This is a genomic window from Peribacillus aracenensis (assembly GCF_025175645.1).
Classification (GTDB): Bacteria; Bacillota; Bacilli; order Bacillales; family DSM-1321; genus Peribacillus; species Peribacillus aracenensis.
In genome coordinates, this window is record NZ_JANZMJ010000033.1 from 40,463 (window position 1) to 64,611 (window position 24,149).

The window sequence follows — 24,149 nt, forward strand, 5'->3', positions numbered from 1 at the left end:
ATATGAAAAATGCAGTGAATTAAAGCTAGTCCTATAAAAATTAGCATGTACTGAGCATGCAAAATCATTCTTCACTTCCGCTGTTTCTTCAAAAACAAATTCCCATATTTTCACCATCGCTTAAGCCCTAATGAAGCCATTGTAAAATGATGGATGAAAACAGAAAGAACAGGTCATTTAACCTGTTCAATAATTCTGTAAAATTTTAATATGCTTAATGATTTCATCAAAGGGAATATCTTGCAGACCCGTATAATCCATGATGATCTTTCCTTCTTGATCAATTAGAAAAAAGCTGGTCCCATGAATCACCTGATCTTCTGCTTCTGGTTTTTTGACGATCGTTTTAAAGTTATCCAATGCAAACTGCTCGATTTCTTCCTGACCATAACCGGTCAGAAAGTGCCAATTTCCGTAATCCACATTAAATTGGTCGCCATACCTTTTTAAAACATCAGGTTTGTCAATTTCCGGGTCCACGGAAAATGAAACGAACTCAACATCCGTAATACCTTCATCCTTCAATTGCTGCTGCAGCTTCGTCATATTAGAAGTCATGGGGAGGCAGACAGTCTCGCAGTTTGTGAATATAAAATCCGCTACCCAAACCTCTCCTTTTAGATCGCTTTTTGAGAAAGGTTTACCCTCCTGATCAATGTAACTGAAATCTTCAAGGTCCCAATTTTTAGCATCAGGTACACCATTGGAACCGCATGCTGCCAACAGCAAAAGAATTGATGCTCCCATAGCTGCCATAAGCAAATGCAGCTTTCTCATCCCTACCCCGTCCTTTATGTATAAAATATTCTGTTACTTCATTTATTCTAACAGACCAATCGTAATGAGAACAGCAACTATTTCTACGAATTAAAGACAATTGTAAAGTGACAAAACCTCCGCCATACGCAGTTTCATATGTTTCATCCATATCAGTCCCAATAATACATGATTGCCATGGCGCCTTCACCTGTATGAGTACTGACGACGGCCGTTGTTGCTTCTATCTTTATATCCTGATATCCTGTTAAGTCTGCAATGGCCTGTCGAACCTTATCCGCTATTTCAAGTCCATTCGCATGTACAAAACCAATGCCACTAATTTTTTTTCCTTGTGTATCTTCTTTGAATTTCTTGATGATGAACTTCACGACCTGTGACTGGCTCCTTGCTTTGGATACAGGATTCAGTACACCATCATCCAGAAGTGCAATCGGCTTTATGTGCAGCAATGAACCGATAAAAGCAGAAACTTTGCCAATCCTTCCACCCTTAACGAGGTTATCAAGAGTTTCTATGACAATGATTAAACTTGACTGTTTTTTAATATGTTCCAATCGTTCAATTATCTCGGCTACGGATTTCCCTTCCTTCGCCATCTTCGCTGCCTCTATCACCTGAAATGACATCGCTTTAGAAATGAATTTCGAGTCAAGAACGGTAACTTTCGCTTCAGACATGCTAGCTGCGCTTTCCGCTGAGCGAACTGTGCCGCTCATGCCGCCTGTCATATGTATGGAAATAATCTCGCTGCCGTCTTTTCCGAGTTCATCATATACCTCCACAAATTTACCTACGGCTGGTTGTGAGCTTTTTGGCAGTTCTTTTGACTGGTTCATCCTTTTCAGGAATTCTTCTTGTTCAATTTCAACCTTATCCAAAAAGGTCTCCCCATCTATAAAGATGGATAATGGGACCATTGTTATATCATAAAAGTTCAGTTCCTCAGGTGTCATATCTACTGTCGAATCTGTTACTATCTTTACTTTATTCATCATTACACATCCCTAAATTAACATATCTATTGTATTATACCTATTCAAGGTACGCATTCAAACCAAAGGTCATCCTTTTCAAATGAAGTGATACTTTTCTATTGAAATGAATACACAAAAAAAGACCGTTCCATGAGCTAACCTGAACACATGCCGATTTATTCGATATTGCATGGCATTGTGTCATCTCTTTTAACAGAGAAGTTAGCTATGGAATAGTCCGCATTAAGCATTATTAAGTAAACTTCCAAAAAAAAGCTTGTTATAGACGGGCCATTTGAGTACGGATGCTAAATAATGCTTAAATGAGTAATTTTCTTTATGATCTTTATTGGCAAAAACCTTTTTAACAAACACTTCCAAACGCACGGTCAACATAAAAAAATTCGGATCACTAGGCAGTAAGACAGGTATTTCTGAAATTGTGACCTTATGTCCAAAACAATCTTTGAATTCCAAGCATTTGAACATCAAAATATCAATCCTCATTTTTAACCGATTGCTTACATTATACACAATAAATCCAAAAGTATAAATATTCAAATGTGTAAAAAAAAAGAGAATTCAGATTGACTTTCATAAAAAAAGGCTCTTTTCGTAAAGATTGTTGTTTTTAAAATGAAACGATTTAAGGTTGATTGGAGCGGAAGTGCGAGACTCCTGCGGGAGCAGCGGGACAGGTGAGACCCCACAGGCGTTTACGCCGAGGAGGCTCACCGCCCGCCCCGCGGTAAGCGAGCATCTGGAGGGGAAATCAACCACACCGCACTACTTGGTAAATAGCAACAAAGTATGCGAAAACAGCCTGAAAAAAGACCCATAAGGGCAAAATGCCATTATGGGCCTCTTCTTATAAAACTTCCTCATTGGTGTCTTCCCGCAAGCTTTCGCGTTTCACCCTTCGTTTATAGACGAGTTTTGATAACGAAATACTGATTTCGTATAATAACAGCAATGGAATCATCACCATAAAGTCTGACATAAAGTCAGGCGGCGTAATCGATATCGCTATGACAACCAGTACAAAGTATGCATACTTCCTTAACTTTTGAAGCACATAAGGATTTATTATGCCAAGGGAAGTCAAAAACATGGTAACGACAGGAAGCTCGAATAAAACAGCAAAAGGTATCGTCATATTAAATACGAACGAAAAGTACTTATCCGCTGTAAAACTGGTTATGAACATCCCATCGCCCAGTTCAATCAAAAATTGAAGAATGGTCGGGAAGATGACAAAATACCCGAAAGCCAGCCCTCCGATAAAAAGCAGGAAAAGTGCTGGAATATAAGCAAGGGTCGCCCTTACTTCATTTGGCATCAAAGCGGGTTTGATGAATAACCAGATTTGCAGAGCAATTACAGGTATGGTTGCCGCAATGGCTACGACACCTGAGAGCATAAAGTAAACCCAGATAATATCACTCGGTCCCAATACCATCAGGTCAAAATCAAGATCTTTCACGAACCAATTATAGATCTCCTCTACATAAATAAAACTGGCGATAAAAAAGATCAAAAAAGCAACAGCAGTAATGATGAGCCGTTTTCTCAATTCATCGAGATGATCGATGATATTTAATTCTTTATCTTCCAAAGTTGATCACGCCTTCATCTGAAAATCCGTATCTTTGTTCCAGCATAAAGGCGCAAGACGATTGCATCTTACGCCCAGCATTCAATCATTCATGATTTTTTTGTTGTATCTTCTTATCTTCTTCATAATCACCTTTTGTTAAATCACTCGTGGACTTTTTAAACTCACGAAGTGTTTGTCCAAAAGCACGTCCAATTTCCGGAAGTTTCTTCGGACCAAAGATAATTAAAGCCAATATTAAGATGAGAATTAGACCAGGTACTCCAATGTTCGACATGGATACATCCCCTTTGGTGTTGTAATTAGACCTACTCCGATTATAATACCATTTCCAACCAATTGAAAGGGAACTGGCAATTCGTCATAAAATGGTAACAATTATCGACAGTTTGCCCATATACGCCTGAGCCGGCAGAATAAAATGTAAAAAACATAGGTTTTATTCTATCCTAATTTAACATTTAATACATGATTAAATCAATAAGTGAAATAAATTACTGTCTTTATTGACCTCTACGAAAGAGAATCCTTTCTTGTTCATCCTCTGAATGAGCCCTTCATAATCATTTTTATCTTTCAGTTCTACGCCAACCAGGGCCGGACCGCTTTCTTTATTATTTTTCTTCGTATATTCAAAACGGCTTATATCGTCATTCGGTCCTAACACTTCATCAAGGAATTCCCTTAAAGCTCCAGCACGTTGTGGAAAATTCACGATAAAATAATAAAGCAGCCCTTCATATAATAAGGATTTCTCCTTAATTTCCTGCATACGCCCAATGTCGTTATTCCCTCCGCTGACCATGCATACAACCGTTTTGCCTTTGATTTGTTCCTTGTATAAATCCAACGCAGCTACAGATATAGCCCCTGCCGGTTCAGCGACAATCGCATGCTGATTATATAAATCGAGAATCGTCGTACAGATTTGGCCCGAAGGAACGACAACGATATCTTCCAGGTTTTCCTTACAAAGCTGATATGTCAACTGTCCCACACACTTGACCGCTGCCCCGTCAACAAATGTATCTATGTTTTCAAGTTCAGAAACTTTTCCTTCCTTGAAGGAGTACTCCATCGAAGCAGCACCTTGCGGCTCAACACCAATGCATTTCGTATTTGGGGAAACCGATTTGAAATAGCTAGATACTCCGGCCATTAAACCTCCACCGCCCATAGCGGCAAATACATAGTCGATTCCATCTTCACAATCATTCAGGATTTCTACAGCCGTTGTACCCTGCCCGGCGATTACCTTTTCATCGTCAAATGGATGGATAAAGGAACGCTCTTCTTTTTCACAGCATTCCATCGCCATGGCAAATGCATCATCGAAAGTATCCCCGACAAGGATGATTTCCACATTATCCCTGCCGAATAACTGCACTTGATCGACTTTTTGCCTTGGAGTTGTAGCAGGCATATAAATTTTCCCATGGATACCTAATTGGCTGCAGGAAAAAGCTACTCCTTGTGCATGGTTTCCTGCACTGGCACAAACGACTCCATTCTTCGTCTCTTCCTCGGTCAGGCTTTTCATTTTATAGTAAGCCCCTCTTAATTTAAAGGAACGTACGTGTTGTAGGTCCTCACGTTTTAAATAAACATTACAATCATATTTTTCAGAGAGCCTCTGATTTTTTTGTAAAGGAGTATGCAAAACGATTTCTTTCAGTTCTCTATAGGCAATTAGAATATCTTCCAATTGAATCCCCCTATTCTTAGATGCAGTCTGATTCATAACAATCCCTCATTTCCTTCCTTAATGAATTCAATCATTATAGCACTTTACTGTTATTAATGTAATTGATTTTTCTAAAAATTCTTTCTTTTGTTCGTTCCATACCAAAAAAATCCGATTATGGTCATTTCCCCATAATCGGATTAACACTTTATTTTTTTTGTAGAATAATAAAATCATGTGCATAACGATTTTTTTCATCGATGCTGCCTGGATTTGATGAGATTTTATCCCATTGATTTTCATCAATCACGGGAAAGAAAGTATCCCCTTCAAAGGTTTCATGAATTTCCGTTATATACAAGCGATCGGTAACAGGAAGGATTTCTTTGAAGATTTCGGCTCCGCCGATAACGAAAACTTCCTCATCACGGTTATCTGCAAACGTTTTGATTTGTGCAATATCATGTAAAACTACGCAGCCTTCCGCTTTAAAACCCTGATTGCGGGTAACGATGACATTTTCCCGGCCAGGCAGGACCCTGCCGATCGATTCAAATGTTTTTCGGCCCATTACGATCGGATGGCCCATCGTCACTTTTTTAAAATACTGCAAATCTGCCGGTAAATGCCATGGCAGTTCATTGTTTTTACCTATTACACGATTTTGATCCATTGCCACTATCAACGATATCATATGCTAACCTCACCTTTTATATGGGGATGGGCTTCGTAATTTTCCAAAACGAAGTCCTCGAAGCTAAAATCAAAGATATTATTCACATCTGGATTGATTTTCATGATTGGCAATGGTTTGGGATCACGGGTCAACTGCAGTTCCACTTGTTCAAGGTGGTTAGAGTAGATGTGGACATCCCCGAAAGTATGTACAAATTCGCCAACTTCCAGATCACATACCTGGGCGATCATCATCGTTAAGAGCGCATACGAGGCTATATTAAATGGAACACCTAAAAAGACGTCCGCTGAACGTTGGTATAGTTGGCATGAAAGCTTTCCATCAGCGACATAGAATTGAAAGAAAGCATGGCAAGGCGGCAAGGCCATTTCGTCCAGTTCCCCAACATTCCAAGCACTGACTATCAATCTTCTTGAATTTGGATTCGTTTTTATTTGTTCGATCAATTCACTGATTTGGTCGATTTGCCTTCCATCGGCCGTTCCCCAAGAACGCCATTGATGACCATAAATCGGACCTAATTCCCCATTTTCATCAGCCCATTCATTCCAAATCCGCACGCTGTTTTCCTGAAGGTAGCCAACGTTTGTATCACCCTTCAAAAACCATAATAATTCATGGATAATCGCTTTTAAACTAACCTTTTTCGTTGTAAGTACAGGGAATCCATCTTTTAAATTGAATCTCATTTGATATCCAAAGGTGCTGATCGTCCCTGTTCCCGTACGATCGCCTTTTTGCGTTCCATTTTCAAGTACATGCTTACATAAATCTAAATATTGCTTCATGATAAACCACCTTTTCTACTTTCATTCTCCTTATTTTAACGTATTATTGCCCAATGTTTAATCTAATTGTTTAATAAAATTATAAGTCTCGGGCGCTTTTTGTCTAAGCAATTGATTTTGTTCATTGTTCACATAAAACATGGCAAACGTTTCTGCAAAGTATTCCTCAGGATAATTGGAATAATACGTAATCCCCGGAAACAGTCCATCCACTTCCTTACCCCAAATCTTCAAATAATCCATGTCTTTACGGATTCCACCAAACACTATATTATCAATTGAATGCCCTAGCTCATGCAGTTCCAAATTAACGGAGCCATGCCCGTTGCCCTTGTCACTTGCTCCGATTTTAACCAATACCGTATGTGATCCGCCCATACCAGGCACATCATCCCAAGTTGTTTCTTTATTCAAATAACCACGCGGAGTTTTCCCCTTTAATTTGGCCGCGGATTGATTTTCTGTTATATCACCATCAAATAGTTTGATCCTCACACCACTTTCTGCAGTTTTCACCAAAAGGGAATGAGGCAGTTTATTAATGGTTCCAGCAATTTTGAGTGCTTCCTTTTCATCGAACTCCTCTTCCGGAAATAAAAATATCCTTTGTAATTCTTTATTCCCCTTAAAAAGTTCAGCTTGTCTTAAAAGATTATCTTTGTTTAAATTGCGCCATTTTACCCCATCATCCTTCGCTAACGTATAGGAGAGCATGGAGAGTAAAAAGACAAATAATGCAAGTATGGATAACCATTTCTTCCTTTTCACACTCTTCTCCCCTTTTTTCATTTCTCATTATCGTTAAGAAAATATAGGTTATTTACAATCTCTAAACCTTACATACTATTATATTAGTATAGCATATTGACTTAGTGTAAAAAATCTATGTTTTTTTGGTATTTTCGGTTGCACATTCATTCGAAGAAGAACAATCGACCCGGTCTTTTCATATATCAACAATATATAATCGTAAAAGGTTTAAGGTGATCGTATGGAAACCAACAATAAAAAAGCCATTTTGGATGAAAACCGTGAACTTGCAGAAGAAGTCCTTGATATCTATAGTTTAAAAGTATTCATCATTCTCGACCTTTTTCTATTCTCCATTTTCTTTGGCATACTGCTGCATCCGCTAATGTCTTCTCTCTGGCTTAACTTTTTATTGCCTTTGCTTTTCTTCACTACATTTACCGGCCTTCTTCACTTACTTGATATTTTCCTTAAAAAAAGCTGACATCATTTTTGATGTCAGCTTTTTTTTATTGTGCTCAACCATGTTCCTTGAGCTTTTTCCCTTTCTTCAAATGAGATACAATCGTGGTGCCGAAAATCAGCAAAATAAAGGCAAAAAAGATTGCAGCCGGGATTTCGATCCCTGCAACGGCCATTAGCATTTTTATAGCAATGAATTCGATAAGGACATATGCAGCAGTTTCCAATTCAGGAACCTTATCTATTAATTTTAGAAATACCCCCGCCACTCCCCGCATCATCAAGACACCAATCATACCGCCTGTCAAAAGGACCCAGACTTTTTCACTCACCCCGAATGCGGCCAAGACACTATCGACGGAAAATGCTATATCCATTAATTCCACTGCCGCAACCGTTCCCCATAATGTACCAAACATACGAATCAGAATGCTGTTTTTACTCATTCCCTGGATATCTTCGTCAATCCCAGCTTGCTTTTTTTTATTTCTAAAGTATTTAAACGAAAGCCAGCCAAGGTAGGCGGCTCCAATCACCTTCACCCACCAAAGCTTAATGAGGAATACACCGATTCCTATCGCAAAGAATCTAAAAGCGTAAGCACCTAATAAACCATAAAAAAGGGCTTTTTTCCGTTGTTTTTCAGGAAGGTGCCTGACCATTACAGCTAATACAAGAGCGTTATCCGCTGATAGTAATCCTTCCATCAATACGAGCGTTCCAATCAATCCCCAGCTCACCGGGTCGGATAAAACCTCCACCCACATATGCCAATCAAAAAATTGGGCATACGTTTGCGTGATGTTATTTAACAACTCTGACATGATAAAGACTCCTCTGCTACTATAACAGCAAAATTAGAAAACCTTCTAAAAATAACATTGTTCCCCGTTATGATAAAAACTCTACTTTTATTTAAACACAAAATAAATACGTTGCATTTACAACGTATCATTTCGATGATTATTAGTAATCCATTTACAATTCATCATACTCTTCCAATTAAATAAAATCAACGAAACCAACCACTATGAGAGCCTTTGTTTACTCGTCCACTCTGGCGGCGTATTTTTATCCCAATATATTTTCCCGATATTATAATGGGTGGCAAATGAATCATGATGGGTATGATAGTGAAAATCAAACCAATATCCTTCCAGTGGAGGATTTTCCTGCCTGACATGGAATCTGATGATATCCTTCCCGCTGATTGAATCATAAATATGAAATATCTTTTCGGCCCTGCCAGCACTCGGCTGCTCAGTGATGGTTAATTGCTGTAATTTTTCATCTGGAAATTGTTCAGCCATTTCTGTAATGGCTTCTTCCATTTTTGGTAAGATGGCCATTTTGAACTCATCGCCAATTTTAGGATTGATCTTTTCGCCAAACTTCATAAATGCATTTTCCTCTGCCTTATTCAGAATCCCCGATAAAAATTCTTCCCGGTTGAATTCTTCCTTAAGTTCAGTTGAATTCTGCGAAGGAAGATAGGCTAATCCCTCTTCTTCCACTAATCCCTTTTTAGTATCCTTTAACGAATCGGCTTCCGCTAGCCACGACAGATCTGAAGGAGTGACAAGACCAAACGTCAAAACGGATACTAAAATGACGAGACTTTTCCTGAACCAAACCGCTGCTTTCAAATCACACTCCCCCTCCTTTTTTTGTATTGTCTTTATATTTAGTATACTTTTATTTTTTGGTAATTACGAATATATAGTTACCTATGTTTTGAAAATCAAAAAAAAGGATAAATACCTATATAAACTTCATGAACCCGAACTTTTTTAGTAAATTTAAACAATTTTACTTTTTAATGAAGGATTTTGACGATTATTGGAGAAATTAATTAGATTCAAGTCTTTTTAAGGAGGGGTCTTATATGGCTTCGACTGCCATGTTGGCTTTATGTCTTGTCACATTAGCATTTTTCGTATATTTATCATTTGCTGATTAAGAATAAATGAATACCTACGAAAAATCTCCTTGTCATTTTTCTTCAATGACAAGGTTTTCTTTTCAATCAAACATAAGCCTAACCTTTTGGCAGATAAAAGGACTGAATAATGGAGGAATCATTTTGGAAAACAACAATGAAATCATTAAAGATAAGGATTACAAAAGGGAAACAGATAAAGGGAACGCTGGAATGGTCGTTACAGCCCATCCTGTAGCCACTTCCATCGGGGAAAAAATATTACGTGAAGGTGGAAATGCTGTCGATGCGGCTGTTGCCATCCAATTTGCCTTAAATATTGTGGAACCCATGATGACTGGTATCGGCGGAAGTGGTTTCCTTATGGTATATAACGCTAAACATAAAGAAACGAAAATATACGATGGCCATGTAAGGGCACCTAAAGCCGCACATCGAGACATGTTTCTTGATGATAAAGGGGAAGTCATCCCTTTTAAAGAAAGGTCAATCAAAGCTACAGCGGTTGGCATTCCCGGAATCCTGAAAGCTATGGATGAAGCACTCGCCGAAAATGGCAGCAAGCCATTAGCGGACCTCATCGAGCCATCCATTGAATTTGCTGAAAAAGGAGTTCCCGTCAATTGGGTTCTTTGCGATGCACTTAAAAATTTTGAATATCGATTGGGTGATGAAGCGCGTAAGTTCTTTATGCCAAACGGAAAAGCGTATCAAGATGGCGATCTGCTCAAAAAAGAAAAACTGGCGAATACCTATCGGATATTACAGCGTGAAGGCATTTCCGCTTTTTATGAAGGTGAAATCGGAGAAGGCATCATTTCCTGCATACAGGAACTTGGAGGGTTCATGGAGCTTTCTGATTTAAAGGACTATAAAGCTACCATCGATGTTCCCATATATGGGACTTATAAGGATTATCAAATTGCATCATCGAATGCCCCAAGTGCTGGCGGATTCACTGTCATCCAAATCCTGAAAATATTGGAGAGCTTCCATATAGAACAATATGATGTCCGTTCTTGGGAAAAATATTATTTAATAGCAGAAGCGATGCGGCTGGCATTTACAGATAAAAAGGCATTCCTCGCTGATCCTGAATTTGCCGAATTGCCATTGGCGGGTCTCATGCATGATGAGTATATAGCTAAACGCCGCTCATTCATTAATTTCAAAACAAGAAATAATTCCATTGACTTTGGAAACCCTTGGATTTATGATTCCGTAAAACAAAGGGAAGTCGTTCCGCAGCCTAATGAAGAAGATATCAGTGAAACGACACACTTCACTGTCCGTGACAGATGGGGGAATATCGCAGCATGCACTTCTACAGTGGAACATCCATTCGGATCAGGGATCATGGTTTCCGATTATGGTTTCATGCTGAATAACGAACTGACTGATTTCGATTCCATTCCAGGCGGCATGAATGAAGTGCAGCCCAATAAACGCCCCGTCAGCTGTAAAAGCCCGACCATCATCTTTAAAGATGGCGAGCCGATCTTGACGTTAGGTTCACCAGGTGGACCGACCATCATCAGTTCAGTCGTACAAACGATCATTAATGTACTCGATTTAAAAATGGATTTGAAAGCAGCCATCGAGGAACCTAGAATTTTCACTCCAATGGGCCCTCATATTGAATGGGAGCCTGGAATGGATATTACTAGCAAAGGCCACTTGGAAGCGATGGGCTTCGCCTTTAATGAAGTTCCCCACTCTATAGGGAATGTCCAAGCGATTCAAATCAACCCTGATGGCTCGAACTATGGTGCTGCCGATTCAAGCCGAGAAGGCTGTGCCATTGGTCTTGATGAAACAGATTATAAATCGTAATCACTGGATTGAATGAAGCCAAAATGGAATTTGGATGTTTTTCTCTTTATTACCTCAAATCCAAATTCCTCAAAGCGGGAGCTGCGAAAATGGTCTTTCAACACGACTCTCTTGCGTGCAACCCGCTTGGCTTCATCCATTATTTCCACAGATAACTCCTTACCTACCGCAAAATGAGTAAGTCCCCTGATTCCATTCGATTCCTGAATCGTTTCTTCAAACATGGGATCGAAATATACGACATCAAAATGATTATCCGGCAATGTTTTCAATATTTCGTAATGATCACCGTGCATGACCTCAACTCTTCGCATCGCAGAAACCATCTTTTCTTCTGCATTCTCCCATGTCTTCATCCCATGTCCCACGAGCAATGCCAAATATTGATTTCCTTCCAATGCGACAACCTGTCCATGTTCACCCACTGCGAAACTTGAGACTATCGCATCCGAGCCCAAGCCCATTGTACAATCAAGCACAGCGTTCCCTTCATTTATATCTCCGGCAACGAGAAATGGGTCACTCTCGCCGCGCATTATTCTTTTTATACGGATCATCGCCAGGTTCGGATGAAAAAAGAATGGTTCTTTTTCCTGGTATCGATATAACTCCATCCGCTTATTCCCAAAAACAAGGCAATCATCTTCATTCTGTTCCGCTTGGATATCTCTGACCGATCTTTTTCTTCTGGCTATAAAGGGGATTTTTAATTCTTCAGCTAAACTTTTGGCTAATATCATCGTTTCTTTACCGGCTCTTCCTACTGTTGTGACAAACATGTATCCTACCCCTTCATACTCTCTAAAATTTGAAAAGAATGCCCTGTTTCCAGGGCATTCCGCTTCATCACTTATTTATTTGCTGAACGCTGCCAATAAATTTTCCATGATAGCTTCCATTGGCTGTCCTTCTATATCATGGCGTGGAATGAAATGTACGACCTCTTTGCCCTTTAAAAGAGCCATGGATGGTGAAGAAGGTTCTATTCCATCGAAGTATTCCCGCATTTTAGCTGTCGCTTCCTTATCTTGACCGGCAAAAACAGTTACCAAATGATCTGGCTTATTCTCTGCTTGGAGTACGGCTTGAGTAGCAGCTGGACGAGCTAACCCGGCTGCACAGCCGCACACTGAATTCACGACCACAAGTGTCGTACCATCTACCGATTCCATAAAGCTTTCAACCGCTTCAGCGGATTCCAGCTCATCAAAACCTGCTTGCACCAGTTCCGCGCGCATTGGTTTCACCATTTGTTTCATATATTCATCATATGCCATCGACATAAAAAAACCTCCTTGGTTACAATTCTTCAATTAGTATAATCATACTATATTCTTGAGCGCATATGCAAAAATGACGCTTAAAGCTTTGTAAAATTTCATTGTTCTTCAAAAAAACAACATGGTGACAGAATCCACTTTCATTCTGCCTCCATGTTGTTTTAATCTTCCTTTTAACTTAAACTTTCATCACGCCGCCTGAGCTGGCATTCGTCACAAGCTTGGAATAACGTGCTAAATAGCCTGTCCTGACTTTTGATTCGAAGCCTTTCCATTTGGCTTTGCGTTTTTCGAATTCTTCATCGGAAATTTCCAATTCTATTTTACGATTATTCAAATCCAATTCGATGATATCTCCATCTTCAACAAAGGCAATCGGGCCTCCCTCAGCTGCTTCGGGGGATATATGACCAATGCTGATGCCTCGAGATGCGCCTGAAAAACGGCCGTCGGTAATCAAACCGACTTTCGCTCCAAGTCCCCTCCCGACGATTTGAGAAGTAGGTGCCAACATTTCCGGCATACCCGGCCCTCCTTTAGGTCCTTCGTAACGAATGACCACTACATTCCCCTCTTTTACTTTTCCAGTAATGATTCCTGAAAGTGCATCTTCCTGGGAATCGAAACAAATGGCAGGTCCCCTGTGGTAGCCACCAACTGATTCGTCAACCGCCCCTACTTTTACGATGGAGCCTTGTGGAGCAAGGTTACCAAATAATACCGCAAGCCCGCCACGCTCAGAATGCGGATTATCTAACGGATGGATAACGTCCTTGTCCAATATTTCACAACCGGCAACATTTTCACGGAGCGTTTTGCCTGAGACAGAAAGGCAGTCCCCATTAAAGGCACCTGGTTTTTTGAGTAACTCATTAATGACGGCACTTACACCACCGGCATTATGTACATCTTCAATATGATAATCGGATGCCGGTGCGATTTTCGCTAGATGCGGTACTCGGTTAGCTATTTCATTTATGCGTTCCATTGGATATTCAAAACCTGCTTCATGTGCCAATGCAAGTGTATGAAGAACGGTGTTGGTCGAACCGCCCATCGCCATATCCAAGGCAAAGGCATTATCAATAGCATCAATCGTTACGATATCACGAGGCTTGATATCCTGTTTGATTAACTCCATCAACTGTTTAGCGGATTTCTTAACGAATTCCTTACGTTCTTCGGCTACCGCCAAAATCGTTCCATTTCCCGGAAGTGCAAGTCCTAAGCCTTCCGCCAGGCAGTTCATGGAGTTCGCCGTGAACATTCCTGAACAAGAACCGCAAGTAGGGCAAGCAACTTGCTCGATTTCCTGCAAATCTTCTTCATTGATATTACCTGCTTGATAAGCGCCCACACCTTCAAACACGGATGTTAGTGAAAGAGATTTACCGTTTTTGTCTTTACCTGCTTTCATGGGTCCGCCACTTACGAATATTGTTGGAATATTGACACGAAGTGCTGCCATCATCATTCCCGGCGTTATCTTGTCACAGTTTGGAATGCAAACCATCCCGTCAAACCAATGTGCTGATACAACAGTTTCCACGGAATCCGCGATGATTTCACGACTTGGCAAAGAATAGCGCATACCAATATGACCCATTGCAATTCCATCATCCACCCCAATCGTATTAAATTCGAAAGGAACACCGCCAGCCTCGCGAATCGCTTCCTTCACTATTTTTCCGAATTCCTGAAGGTGGACATGACCTGGAACGATGTCGATGTAAGAATTACAAACCGCGATGAACGGTTTACCGAAATCTTCTTCTTTAACCCCTGCTGCCCGCAGCAGACTTCTATGTGGAGCTCGATCGACCCCTTTTGTAATCATGTCACTTCTCATATTTGATGTAGACATTTGTTGTACCCCCAATTTCCACTAAATGTTTAATGATTCAATATAATATAATTTTTAGTATACTCTAAAAATTCTAACATATTTACATCCAAATGCAACCATTCAATACAAAAAATCTACAAAAATCATTTTTCTAAAATAATAGCGATCAAATTTATATCAGAAAAACTTCTGTATAACGAGATATTAGCCATTTTGAATGCTTTGGATTTCGACCTAGGGGAACGATTGTCAAGTGACTTGAAGATCCGCTTCAATAATAAAAAGGCATACGGATTAAATCATCCGCATGCCTTTTGCCTGTAACCTTTACAGGTTCCATTAAGTTATTCCCCATTAAATCTCACTTGTCATTCACTTGTCTTGATTCTGTCATTTGCTTCCAAACCGAACCTTTTGCTTCTTCCCCATTTTCTATACGGTCAATGGCCATCTTGACCTGCAGGGCCACTTCGAATTCAGGGTCCTGTTCCGCTTGCTTAAGATAAGGGAGGGTCGTTTCATTTCCCACTTCATATAAAAACATCGCCGCCCTCCATCTAACCAATTTATTTTTATCCGAAAGTGATTGAGACATTTCTCCCATCGCTTCTTCAAAGCCAAGATCGGATAAACAATCCCCAGCCGTACGTCTTACGGCTGCACTTTTATCTTTCAAGGCTTTATACAAGCTCGGAAGCACTTTTCTATCTTCAATCATACCCAAGTATACTACCGCGAGCCGTCGAATCGAGACCTTACCATCGGAGAGTGCCATGTCCAATACGGGTATATCATCAACCGTTGGATCTTCCATTTGTTCTAAAGCCTGGTATCGCTTTTCCCAGCTTTCGTCATTCAGCATTTCTGCAGTCAGTTTAATTTTTGGTCGTTTCAAAATTGCTTCCTTCGCATCCACCATTTCTTTTGCAGCGGCTACCAGCCGATTAATTCGTTCTTCCGGGTAAGCTGCAATCAACTCATCGGATACTTCCTTCACGATATCTTCCATATCACCATATCTTACGCCATAATCCTTCCATTTTCGAAGCAGGACTACATTGTCATCTTCTTTTTGGGCCGCTGAAATGCCCTTTAAGAAATAATCCGGTAAGGCAAAACGTTTTTCGTGTTGGCTATCACTTGCTTTAATTTGCATCGGAATGCCCTTGAATTGTTGAATGGCAACTGTTACTTCACCGTAATGTTCATTTAATGCCGTTTGTTGATTTTGTTCTTCGGTTTTTTCCCCGAAAACCTGACGGATTTGGACCAAGATATCTTTCCAATCATATTTCGCATTTCGCTCAACGGCTAAGAAGTCCGCAACATGATATACCCCTTTCACTCCCTCGATCGTAAATAAATCTCTAATCAGCTGGGGTGCTTGGTCAGCTTGATCTTTCTTATAATTATTGCTTTTACCAGCTAATAGCTCTTCAGTTAAATTGATTTTCATTGTATTCGGACTTGGTGTAGGTTCTATCGACTTAATTTTCAATGCATTTCTCTCCTTTAACAAGACGTTTCCATGTACTAGATATTATCACATCGGGAACAGATTCTCATGCAATTGAGATTGGCAAAAAAAAGACCGGTCCAGGTTTGTTCCCTTGGACCGGTCATCCCGCTCATTCCTCTTCCAATTTTTCCGCTAAATACGTCCATCTTTCCATCAAATGGTCTAATTTATCCGTTAGTTCCTTTTCTTCTTCAAGCAGCAGGCGGACTTTTTCAAAGTCGCTTCCCGCTGCAGACATTTCTGATGTTATGTCTTTCAGGCGCAACTCGACCCTTTCCATGTTCCCTTCTATCTCTTCCCATTCCTTACTTTCCGCATAAGTTAGTTTTTTCTTTTTCTTTTCGGTCCGGTTCATCTGAGGTTCTGGTGCTTTTACTGTCACGGACTCTTCAGTCTTTTCTTCCAAGAACTCTGAATAACTGCCGTAATAGAAATCAATTTCAGCTTTATTCTTGAAAACAAGAAGCTGATGGCACGTCTTATCCAGGAAATACCTATCATGTGAAACAGTAATGACTACACCTGAAAACGTTTCTAAATAATCCTCCAGAACGGTCAAGGTTTGCGTGTCCAGATCATTCGTCGGTTCATCCAAAAGCAGGACATTAGGTGCCGACATCAAAATGTTAAGAAGATATAAACGCCTTTTCTCCCCACCGGAAAGCTTGCGAATAGGCGTCCCATGAGAACCCATTGGAAACAAGAACCTTTCAAGCATCTGTGCAGCCGATATGAAACTACCATCTTTAAGGGCGATTGAATCCGCCGTTTCCCGAATATACTCGATCATGCGCAAATTCTCATCCATATCGACGCTTTCTTGCGTATAGTACCCTATTTTCACGGTTTGCCCTTTTTCCAGGTTTCCTTCATCAATCGATTCCCGTCCGGCCAGGATATTTAACAAGGTTGATTTTCCACTGCCATTATTACCGACGATCCCAATTCGATCACCCGGTTTGAAGAGGAAGGAAAAATGGTTGATGATGGTTTTATCACCGAAGGATTTAGAAACATCCTGCATCTCGAGGACCTTTTTCCCAAGGCGGGCACCGCTTAATTCCATTTCCAGGTTCTCGGTTTTCTGCTTATCCTTTACACCTGATTCCAATGTTTCGAAGCGTTGGATCCTGGCCTTTTGTTTCGTTGTACGTGCCTTTGCGCCTTTACGGATCCAGGCCAGTTCTTTTTTGAATAGACTTTCCTTTTTCGATCTTTCAGCCGTTTCGTTCTCTTCACGAATGGCCTTTGATTCTAAATAATCCGCATAATTTCCTTTGTATTCGAAAAGCTGTGTTTGGGCAATTTCCCAAATCTTATTGGACACGCGATCAAGGAAATATCGATCATGGGTCACAAATAAAACGGACTTTTGATATTTCCCCAAATATTCTTCAAGCCAAGTGATGCTTTCAAAATCGAGATGGTTCGTCGGCTCATCCAAAATCAGTAAATCAGGGGTCTCAATCAAGGTTTTTGCCAGGGCCGCACGTTTTTTTTGGCCACCTGACAGTTCCCCCAATTTCCTTGAGTGATCAGGAAGACCAAGTTTGGTAAGTATCGTTCTGGCATTGGCACTTGTATCCCAGGCACCAAGCGTGTCCATATCCTGTTGCTGCTTTAACAAACGGTCCTGAATTACGCTATTCTGTGGATCTACCTGTAGTTGAACGAGCGTCTTTTCATACTCCTTAATCAACGAAAATACAGGAGTTGAACTTTCATACATATATTCCATGATCGTCAATTTCTCATCAAAATGCGGATCTTGGGATAGATAGGAAATCGTGTAATCATTCGGATGATCCTTCGTTCCTAAATCACTGTCTTCCAAGCCTGCGATGATATTCAATAATGTCGATTTGCCGGTGCCGTTTATGCCAACGATCCCGATTTTTTCCCCTTCGGTAATGGAAAAAGAGACATCTTTAAAAAGCAGCTTTTCCCCTTGGGTTTTCATTACATGTTCCATGCTAAAAACTTTCATAATCGTACATCCCATTCCTTATTAAATTCCTCTAAAAACCCAACCATATATTCATGCCTTTCACTTGCAATCTTCTTGGCTGTACAAGTATTGAGCATACCTTGCAAACGCAATAATTTTTCATGAAAATGATGAATGGATGAGCTTTTGCCACTCCTGTATTCCTTCTTGGTCATGTTTTCCCTTATCGGCAATGAAGGATCATACATAAGTTGTCCCTTTTTTCCGCCATATGCAAATGTCCTGGCTATGCCAATGGCACCAATTGCATCCAAGCGGTCAGCATCCTGAACAATTTCAGCCTCAATCGAAGGAAGCTTCAACTGCCCTGCACTATATGAAATAGTATTGATGATCTGTTTGACGGCATCAACACTATCAATATCCAACTTAATTTCATCAAACCAAACGTCAAGCTTTTTCCAGCCTTCATCGGCTTCATGGTTTAGTTTATCATCCGGGATATCATGAAGCAAAGCCGCCATTTCAATGATAAACTCATTTCCTTTTCGTTCTTCTTTTGCAATATGTAAGGCCAGCTTACGAACACGATCGATATGGAACCAATCATGGCCGCTGGCATCGGAATTCAATTGGTCATATACATACTTCTCCGTCAGTTCAATCATCGTTTGTTTCATATCACCACTCCATGTCCCTTCTATTTTACCATGGTTCTCAAAAAATGGTGTGCTTTAATCTTCATTGAACCAACTGATCCCAATCGTCTGTTCACCGGTATGCACCCCGATGGCACTGCCCAGTGGGGATACATGGATCGATACATGAGGAAATTCTTGTGTAATCATCTTTTTCCATCTTTGTGCCTGCTCAGACACTGCACCATATAATATGGTGCATTCTTTTACTTTTCCTGCTTCGACTGATCTGCGAAAATCAGTGAAGATCTGTTTTTCCGCTTTTTTAAGGTTCCGAGGTTTAGATTTAGTATGAAGCACACCATTTTCGATTGAAATGATGGGCTTAAAGCTCAAAAGGTTTCCAAGAATATACTGTGCGTTCGTTAACCTGCCGCTGCGATGCAGCTGATCTAAAGAACCAATTAATACATAGGTTTCATGGTTATCCGCATACATTCTCGTTTTGACGAAAGCCTCATTGATGGAATCTCCATTATCCATATAATGCATGAGCCTTTTCAAGATTAATAGCATTGGAAAGGAAATAAGTAAAGTATCAAAAACGTCAACAGGGATCGAAACCATTTGTGCAGCTTGCCTGCTCGCGGAAACGGTCCCGCTCAATTCACTTGAAAGATGTACGGCTATGATTCGATCATAGCGTTTTTCAAGCTCCATATATAACTCTTGGAATCTGCCGACCGAAGGCTGTGACGTAGTGGCTGTTATTTTTTCCTCACTCATCCGCCGGTATAATTCCTCAGGTAATAGGTCGACACCATCTTCATATTCCTTCCCATCAATGATGACGACCATCGGAACGACGTATACATGTTCATTCAATGATAATTCTTCGTCCAAAGTTCCCGTACTATCTGTTACCCATGCAATTCGTTCCATGGTTTCCCCCCTCGTTGTGTCTTCTATTATATTCAACATCCCAACCATCTGTCCCCAATTGAGATGCATATAAATATCTTACTTCATAAAAAGAGCCCAACTGGAACTTCCGTTGGACTCAATTTCATTCTTCATAATAATTTTTTTATATCCTCTTCCATGTCCAGAGGCTTTGTTTTAGGTGCATACCGGCTCACTATATTTCCATTACGATCAATCAAGAACTTTGTAAAATTCCATTTTATTGATTTGGACCCCATCACTCCAGGAGCATTTTCAGTCAGGTAGCTGAATAAAGGATGGGCTTCCTTGCCATTGACATTCACTTTTGCAAACATCGGGAATGTTATGCCACGATTCAATTTGCAGTATGAATCGATTTCCAGATCATCACCAGGCTCCTGATTCAAAAACTGATTACAAGGAAAACCAAGCACGACAACCCCATCCTCTTTATATTGCACATACAGGCTTTGCAAATCATCATACTGTGGCGAAAAACCGCATTTGCTTGCGGTATTCACTATAATCATCACTTTCCCTCTATATTCCTTAAGCGAGATGGTTTCGCCATTGATTTTATTGACTTCAAATTCGTAAATGGACATGTATGATCACTCCCTATAGTATGATGATTCATTTTACCGTATTTAAAGGTAGGTTTACCAACTTTTATCCTTTCCTTTCATCCCTGAATCTTCACTGCTTGTATGGATTGAATCAAATACTCTACCATGTCTTCCAAATCATCCATTTGCTCTTCTTTTACAAGCCTTCCAAATGAAACTTTATATATAGAAGAAGTAACGAGCTGCATTTTTTTACGGACCGTATCGCTGGTCGTCACTGTAATGATTCTCTGATCTCCCCAAATTCTTTCCAGGTCATTCAACAATTGTTCAGCATTCACTTCATCGAGTTTTTTCGGAAAAGTAATGAAAATATCGACGGTGCAGCCCGAATGCACATCATCAATAGCTGCATCGAGCAACTCCGAACTTAGGTTCTTGAGTGAAGCCTGTAACTCAATGGCACCGCTAATCGAAATTGGCGCGATTGGCTTTTTCAATTCCATCTCAATCTTATATGATCTGGACATAGTCGAGAGATTCACTATATCATCACGTTTTATGACCAATATATCTCCAATGAAGTCACGGTCGTAAACCGCTCCTTCCAATACCACTTTCATATTCTCAAATGCTGTAGGATCAAACAATCTCCAAACACCTCTCCAACTTCATAGTTTATGTATTCATGATCTTCCCATTTTACCATTCCCAGGCCATTTCCTTTGGGATTTACAAGAAATTATTAAAATAGCTTTTCTATTCAATAATTTTCTATATAATTAAAATATTATGATTTTTGAAGAAGGAGGCTAATCATGCCAATCAGAATTCCGGGGCAACTGCCAGCAAGGGAAATTTTAGAACAGGAAAATATCTTCGTAATGGATGAGGAAAGGGCTACCAATCAGGAAATCCGTCCATTGAATATATTAATTTTAAACCTAATGCCAGAGAAAGAAAAAACGGAGGCCCAGTTACTGCGCTTTCTCGGCAATACTCCGATTCAAGTAAATATATCATTCCTGCGCTTGAGCACACATGAATCAAAAAACACAAGTAAATTTCATTTAGATCAATTTTACAAATCATTTAATGATATCCGCACGAAGAAATATGACGGCTTGATCATTACAGGCGCTCCAGTAGAAAAGCTGGAATTTTCAGACGTTAATTATTGGGAAGAACTGCAGAGTATCATGGATTGGTCAAGCGAAAATGTCACATCCACCCTACATATTTGTTGGGGGGCACAGGCTGCCCTGTACCATCATTATGGAATAGGCAAATACGAACTTCCAGAGAAATGCTTCGGGATATACACCCATGAGGTCCTTGAACCGAATGAAAATCTAGTCCGCGGATTCGATGATTATTTTATGGCCCCTCATTCTCGCCATACGGATATTGACTATCAAAAATTAGTTAACCATCCGGAACTGAAGGTTCTTGCACAGTCCGATCAAGCCGGTGTATTGATTGCTGCTTCAGTTGATGCAAAAAGAATTATGGTCACCGGCCATTTCGAGTATGATGCCGATACCCTTGGTGAAGAATACAAGCGCGATAGGGAGCGTGGAATCAATACACAACTCCCTGAAAATTACTTTCCTGATAACGATCCGACCAAGGTTCCTCTTCACCGATGGAAAAGCCATTGCAGCCTGATGTTCTCGAATTGGCTGAACTATTATGTCTACCAATCAACCCCTTATGAGTGGGATTGAAAGGGTAAGAAAAAAGAAGCTTTCACTTTTAAGTGAATCGTTTATTGGGCAGTCACTTCCGATTATCATGGGAAACAACCTGAGCTTCTGACTCAGGTTGTTTGTTTCATGATTCCTTATTGCCGAAATAAACCTCTTCAAAAGGTTGGACGACCACAAATCCTTGACCTTCGAATTTCATTTGAACGGATTCACCGCTTCCCCTTCCAAAAAAAGACTTCAGTGAAACATCCGTTACGAATTCAGGCTGCAATTCCCCTGACCAAGCCACTGTGGCATTCGGGTCCGTATAGACCGGATTCCCATGTTCAACCATTAAAGTAAGCGGCTCATAATGGGAAGTGAAGGCAACCATGCCTCTCCCCTCGAGCCTTACGTTGAACAATCCACCCGCCAATAACCCGGCAATGCGCCGCATCATTTTTATATCCCATTGAATCCCCGGCTCAAATGCAAGTAAATCATTTCCGTTAACACAGATCGATTCACCATTTAACTGTAAAATGGAAATCTTCTTTCCTTGATCCGCGACGTACAGCTTGCCGCTTCCAGTCGCCTTCATCAAAGATGCACCCTCACCTGTCAAAGCCTTTTTGAAGAGTTTACCAAGACCATGCTCCAAGATACCTTCCCGCTCGAATTTAATATGGCCGCGATAAGAAATCATCGTCCCCATCTTTGCCCAGATCTGCTGTTCCAAATTAATCTCCAAAATTCGTTCCGTTTCAAGTTCGAATAATCCTTGCCCTTTATCCTGCTGTTTCGTCTTTTCAACGAATTGATCGATTTGATACTTCTCCATCACTGCCCCACCTCTTTTTGAAGGAGGAAAAGCCACATGAACGATACAGCTTGCTTTAACTCCTTTGAAAAATGCCCTAGTTTTGTATAGTCCACCCCTCTCTTTGCAACGCCGGTATCTGCCACTGCCTTCCATCCGGTTTCTAAAGCCATTTTTTCAAATTCCCAAGGCTGCATTGTATTCATGATGACCTTATCTCCTAATAACCGTTGAAAACTGAATTTTTTTCGTGGTTCAGCTGTTGGACCAAGTATTCCAAAACAGACATAACCGCCAGGCTTTATTACCCGTTGAATTTCCTTCATCACCGTTAATGGTTCACCCGTATATTCCAAAGAATTAATGACCATTGCCGCATCCATTTCTTCATCATTGAATGGAAGATTATAAAAATCCCCTTGCAGGAAAGAAAGTTCTGGTTGTTGAGCGGTTTTCCCCTTTGCAAATTCGATCATCACATTGGATAAATCAACTCCGGTTACTTCAAATCCCGCTTCGGCCAATTTCAAGGAACCAACTCCATCTCCACAGCCAATGTCAGCCACCTTCACTCCCGAAGGTACATATTCAGAAAAGAAAGGAATAATGTTTTTCCGGCTCCCCGTTTCCCACATTTCTTGCGAATTCTTCACCCACATCGGTGCAAAAACATCCCATTCCTTTTTCGTTTCATTATGCCATGTATGTAAATTCATCAGAAATTCCACCCTCCTAACTAGGCAAGTTCCTACTATATTAATAACACTCAGTTTCCAGAATCAAATTACCGGGGCTTCTATATAGCTATTCTGCTCAAAATTAAAAAATCCTCTTTTATATAATCCGTTCAGGAATACAGGTGATTTGCAAATACATAAAAAAAACTGCCGACGGCAGCTTATTTCGAATTTTCTTCATTTCTTTTTTGTATCTTTCGTAAATCCTCGACACGGTCAGGGGATTCTTCAAAGAATTCAACCAGGTCTCCAACCCTATCGATGGCATTCCAACTAAGATGGTGTTCGATTCCCTCTACATCATGATAAATATTTTCTTCCTTGACCCCAATCAACCTTAGCATCTGTTCTAAAAGTTCATGACGGTATACGAGCCTTTTACCAACTTTTTTCCCATTTGCAGTTAAAACGAGACCCCGGTACTTTTCATATATCAAATATTTTTCCTGATCAAGTTTTTGAACCATTTTTGTAACAGAAGAAGGGTGGACGGAAAGGTTTTCGGCAATATCGGAAACTCTTGCATATCCTTTTTCTTCGATAAGTAAATAAATTTGTTCTATGTAATCCTCCATGCTTGGTGTAGGCATTCGGAATCCTCCCATTCAAACGCATATCTAAAAATTTTACTATATAAACG

26 protein-coding genes are annotated in these 24,149 nt (G+C 40.3%); 3 read left to right on the forward strand and 23 right to left on the reverse strand.

Annotated features, from left to right (window positions below; translation table 11 throughout):
• Window positions 1-186: 186 nt before the first annotated feature.
• From N0M92_RS23660 to N0M92_RS23700, 9 genes are all read right to left on the reverse strand, one after another.
• Entirely contained in the window at window positions 187-777 is a 591-nt protein-coding gene (locus N0M92_RS23660) for an SCO family protein (RefSeq protein ID WP_260288154.1), read from the reverse strand.
• Between the two features lie 152 nt (window positions 778-929).
• Window positions 930-1,772: a DegV family protein gene (locus tag N0M92_RS23665; protein ID WP_260288155.1), complete on the reverse strand. Its 843-nt coding sequence runs from the start codon at window positions 1,770-1,772 to the stop codon at window positions 930-932.
• Between the two features lie 225 nt (window positions 1,773-1,997).
• Window positions 1,998-2,261 (reverse strand): DUF2535 family protein, encoded by a 264-nt coding sequence (locus N0M92_RS23670; RefSeq protein ID WP_306804680.1) that lies wholly within the window; start codon window positions 2,259-2,261, stop codon window positions 1,998-2,000.
• 361 nt (window positions 2,262-2,622) lie between these two features.
• Entirely contained in the window at window positions 2,623-3,369 is a 747-nt protein-coding gene (gene tatC, locus N0M92_RS23675; RefSeq protein ID WP_260288156.1) for a twin-arginine translocase subunit TatC, read from the reverse strand.
• Window positions 3,370-3,454: 85 nt separating this feature from the next.
• Complete coding sequence (tatA, locus tag N0M92_RS23680; protein WP_192205184.1) at window positions 3,455-3,646, reverse strand: twin-arginine translocase TatA/TatE family subunit; 192 nt, start codon at window positions 3,644-3,646, stop codon at window positions 3,455-3,457.
• A 195-nt stretch (window positions 3,647-3,841) separates the two neighbouring features.
• Window positions 3,842-5,110 (reverse strand): threonine ammonia-lyase IlvA, encoded by a 1,269-nt coding sequence (ilvA, locus tag N0M92_RS23685; protein WP_141994643.1) that lies wholly within the window; start codon window positions 5,108-5,110, stop codon window positions 3,842-3,844.
• A 151-nt stretch (window positions 5,111-5,261) separates the two neighbouring features.
• A complete protein-coding gene (locus N0M92_RS23690) occupies window positions 5,262-5,747 on the reverse strand; it encodes a dihydrofolate reductase (protein WP_260288157.1) in 486 nt (161 codons plus the stop codon).
• Window positions 5,744-6,538, reverse strand: coding sequence for a thymidylate synthase (locus N0M92_RS23695; protein ID WP_260288158.1), 795 nt, complete (start codon window positions 6,536-6,538; stop codon window positions 5,744-5,746). Before N0M92_RS23695 ends, N0M92_RS23690 begins: the two co-directional genes overlap by 4 nt.
• 57 nt (window positions 6,539-6,595) lie before the next feature.
• Window positions 6,596-7,306, reverse strand: a complete 711-nt coding sequence (locus tag N0M92_RS23700; RefSeq protein ID WP_260288159.1) for an anthrax toxin lethal factor-related metalloendopeptidase — start codon at window positions 7,304-7,306, stop codon at window positions 6,596-6,598.
• A 223-nt stretch (window positions 7,307-7,529) separates the two neighbouring features.
• Between N0M92_RS23700 and N0M92_RS23705 the strand changes: the two genes are divergently transcribed.
• Entirely contained in the window at window positions 7,530-7,772 is a 243-nt protein-coding gene (locus N0M92_RS23705; RefSeq protein ID WP_260288160.1) for a hypothetical protein, read from the forward strand.
• Between the two features lie 34 nt (window positions 7,773-7,806).
• Here N0M92_RS23705 and N0M92_RS23710 read toward each other — a convergent pair whose 3' ends face one another.
• Together N0M92_RS23710 and N0M92_RS23715 are read right to left on the reverse strand one after the other, a co-directional pair.
• Window positions 7,807-8,574: a TerC family protein gene (locus N0M92_RS23710; RefSeq protein ID WP_260288161.1), complete on the reverse strand. Its 768-nt coding sequence runs from the start codon at window positions 8,572-8,574 to the stop codon at window positions 7,807-7,809.
• A gap of 204 nt (window positions 8,575-8,778) precedes the next feature.
• The gene (locus tag N0M92_RS23715; RefSeq protein ID WP_260288162.1) at window positions 8,779-9,396 is read right to left on the reverse strand and encodes a YpjP family protein; all 618 of its coding nucleotides are present in this window, start codon (window positions 9,394-9,396) and stop codon (window positions 8,779-8,781) included.
• Window positions 9,397-9,833: 437 nt separating this feature from the next.
• Here N0M92_RS23715 and ggt point away from each other — a divergent pair, with 437 nt between their 5' ends.
• Complete coding sequence (ggt, locus tag N0M92_RS23720) at window positions 9,834-11,522, forward strand: gamma-glutamyltransferase (RefSeq protein ID WP_260288163.1); 1,689 nt, start codon at window positions 9,834-9,836, stop codon at window positions 11,520-11,522.
• Here ggt and N0M92_RS23725 read toward each other — a convergent pair.
• From N0M92_RS23725 to N0M92_RS23765, 9 genes are all read right to left on the reverse strand, one after another.
• Window positions 11,510-12,301, reverse strand: a complete 792-nt coding sequence (locus N0M92_RS23725) for a class I SAM-dependent methyltransferase (RefSeq protein ID WP_260288164.1) — start codon at window positions 12,299-12,301, stop codon at window positions 11,510-11,512. The two genes, ggt and N0M92_RS23725, sit on opposite strands and share 13 nt — an antisense overlap.
• 75 nt (window positions 12,302-12,376) lie before the next feature.
• Window positions 12,377-12,805, reverse strand: coding sequence for a BrxA/BrxB family bacilliredoxin (locus N0M92_RS23730; RefSeq protein WP_260288165.1), 429 nt, complete (start codon window positions 12,803-12,805; stop codon window positions 12,377-12,379).
• A gap of 175 nt (window positions 12,806-12,980) precedes the next feature.
• On the reverse strand, window positions 12,981-14,651 hold the full coding sequence (gene ilvD / locus N0M92_RS23735; RefSeq protein ID WP_260288177.1) for a dihydroxy-acid dehydratase: 1,671 nt from the start codon (window positions 14,649-14,651) through the stop codon (window positions 12,981-12,983).
• Window positions 14,652-15,009: 358 nt separating this feature from the next.
• Window positions 15,010-16,146 carry a conserved virulence factor C family protein gene (locus N0M92_RS23740; RefSeq protein WP_260288166.1) on the reverse strand — a complete coding sequence of 379 codons (1,137 nt, stop codon included), beginning with the start codon at window positions 16,144-16,146 and terminating at the stop codon, window positions 15,010-15,012.
• 130 nt (window positions 16,147-16,276) lie between these two features.
• Window positions 16,277-18,154, reverse strand: a complete 1,878-nt coding sequence (locus N0M92_RS23745; protein WP_260288167.1) for an ABC-F family ATP-binding cassette domain-containing protein — start codon at window positions 18,152-18,154, stop codon at window positions 16,277-16,279.
• Window positions 18,151-18,795, reverse strand: a complete 645-nt coding sequence (locus N0M92_RS23750) for an HD domain-containing protein (RefSeq protein WP_260288168.1) — start codon at window positions 18,793-18,795, stop codon at window positions 18,151-18,153. Before N0M92_RS23750 ends, N0M92_RS23745 begins: the two co-directional genes overlap by 4 nt.
• Before the next feature lie 54 nt (window positions 18,796-18,849).
• The gene (locus N0M92_RS23755; protein WP_260288169.1) at window positions 18,850-19,695 is read right to left on the reverse strand and encodes a DegV family protein; all 846 of its coding nucleotides are present in this window, start codon (window positions 19,693-19,695) and stop codon (window positions 18,850-18,852) included.
• Window positions 19,696-19,826: 131 nt separating this feature from the next.
• A complete protein-coding gene (locus N0M92_RS23760; RefSeq protein ID WP_260288170.1) occupies window positions 19,827-20,303 on the reverse strand; it encodes a glutathione peroxidase in 477 nt (158 codons plus the stop codon).
• Window positions 20,304-20,380: 77 nt separating this feature from the next.
• Window positions 20,381-20,914 carry a hypothetical protein gene (locus tag N0M92_RS23765; protein WP_260288171.1) on the reverse strand — a complete coding sequence of 178 codons (534 nt, stop codon included), beginning with the start codon at window positions 20,912-20,914 and terminating at the stop codon, window positions 20,381-20,383.
• A gap of 168 nt (window positions 20,915-21,082) precedes the next feature.
• Here N0M92_RS23765 and metA point away from each other — a divergent pair, with 168 nt between their 5' ends.
• On the forward strand, window positions 21,083-21,991 hold the full coding sequence (metA, locus tag N0M92_RS23770) for a homoserine O-acetyltransferase MetA (RefSeq protein WP_260288172.1): 909 nt from the start codon (window positions 21,083-21,085) through the stop codon (window positions 21,989-21,991).
• A gap of 106 nt (window positions 21,992-22,097) precedes the next feature.
• On the opposite strand, the gene N0M92_RS23775 is transcribed toward metA, so the two are convergent.
• From N0M92_RS23775 to mntR, 3 genes are all read right to left on the reverse strand, one after another.
• Window positions 22,098-22,793 (reverse strand): AIM24 family protein, encoded by a 696-nt coding sequence (locus tag N0M92_RS23775; protein WP_260288173.1) that lies wholly within the window; start codon window positions 22,791-22,793, stop codon window positions 22,098-22,100.
• Window positions 22,793-23,488 (reverse strand): class I SAM-dependent methyltransferase, encoded by a 696-nt coding sequence (locus N0M92_RS23780; RefSeq protein WP_260288174.1) that lies wholly within the window; start codon window positions 23,486-23,488, stop codon window positions 22,793-22,795. The genes N0M92_RS23775 and N0M92_RS23780 overlap by 1 nt, the downstream gene beginning before the upstream one ends.
• Before the next feature lie 182 nt (window positions 23,489-23,670).
• Window positions 23,671-24,099 carry a transcriptional regulator MntR gene (gene mntR, locus N0M92_RS23785; protein ID WP_192205202.1) on the reverse strand — a complete coding sequence of 143 codons (429 nt, stop codon included), beginning with the start codon at window positions 24,097-24,099 and terminating at the stop codon, window positions 23,671-23,673.
• Window positions 24,100-24,149 lie beyond the last annotated feature (50 nt).

Coding starts and splice junctions, on each gene's coding strand:
- N0M92_RS23660 (WP_260288154.1), bottom strand. CDS start 777: ATGAGAAAGCTGCATTTGCTTATGGCAGCTATGGGAGCATCAATTCTT.
- N0M92_RS23665 (WP_260288155.1), bottom strand. CDS start 1,772: ATGAATAAAGTAAAGATAGTAACAGATTCGACAGTAGATATGACACCT.
- N0M92_RS23670 (WP_306804680.1), bottom strand. CDS start 2,261: ATGAGGATTGATATTTTGATGTTCAAATGCTTGGAATTCAAAGATTGT.
- tatA (WP_192205184.1), bottom strand. CDS start 3,646: ATGTCGAACATTGGAGTACCTGGTCTAATTCTCATCTTAATATTGGCT.
- ilvA (WP_141994643.1), bottom strand. CDS start 5,110: ATGAATCAGACTGCATCTAAGAATAGGGGGATTCAATTGGAAGATATT.
- N0M92_RS23690 (WP_260288157.1), bottom strand. CDS start 5,747: ATGATATCGTTGATAGTGGCAATGGATCAAAATCGTGTAATAGGTAAA.
- N0M92_RS23695 (WP_260288158.1), bottom strand. CDS start 6,538: ATGAAGCAATATTTAGATTTATGTAAGCATGTACTTGAAAATGGAACG.
- N0M92_RS23705 (WP_260288160.1), top strand. CDS start 7,530: ATGGAAACCAACAATAAAAAAGCCATTTTGGATGAAAACCGTGAACTT.
- N0M92_RS23710 (WP_260288161.1), bottom strand. CDS start 8,574: ATGTCAGAGTTGTTAAATAACATCACGCAAACGTATGCCCAATTTTTT.
- N0M92_RS23725 (WP_260288164.1), bottom strand. CDS start 12,301: ATGTTTGTCACAACAGTAGGAAGAGCCGGTAAAGAAACGATGATATTA.
- N0M92_RS23730 (WP_260288165.1), bottom strand. CDS start 12,805: ATGTCGATGGCATATGATGAATATATGAAACAAATGGTGAAACCAATG.
- ilvD (WP_260288177.1), bottom strand. CDS start 14,651: ATGAGAAGTGACATGATTACAAAAGGGGTCGATCGAGCTCCACATAGA.
- N0M92_RS23745 (WP_260288167.1), bottom strand. CDS start 18,154: ATGAAAGTTTTTAGCATGGAACATGTAATGAAAACCCAAGGGGAAAAG.
- N0M92_RS23750 (WP_260288168.1), bottom strand. CDS start 18,795: ATGAAACAAACGATGATTGAACTGACGGAGAAGTATGTATATGACCAA.
- N0M92_RS23755 (WP_260288169.1), bottom strand. CDS start 19,695: ATGGAACGAATTGCATGGGTAACAGATAGTACGGGAACTTTGGACGAA.
- N0M92_RS23760 (WP_260288170.1), bottom strand. CDS start 20,303: ATGTCCATTTACGAATTTGAAGTCAATAAAATCAATGGCGAAACCATC.
- metA (WP_260288172.1), top strand. CDS start 21,083: ATGCCAATCAGAATTCCGGGGCAACTGCCAGCAAGGGAAATTTTAGAA.
- N0M92_RS23775 (WP_260288173.1), bottom strand. CDS start 22,793: ATGGAGAAGTATCAAATCGATCAATTCGTTGAAAAGACGAAACAGCAG.
- N0M92_RS23780 (WP_260288174.1), bottom strand. CDS start 23,488: ATGAATTTACATACATGGCATAATGAAACGAAAAAGGAATGGGATGTT.
- mntR (WP_192205202.1), bottom strand. CDS start 24,099: ATGCCTACACCAAGCATGGAGGATTACATAGAACAAATTTATTTACTT.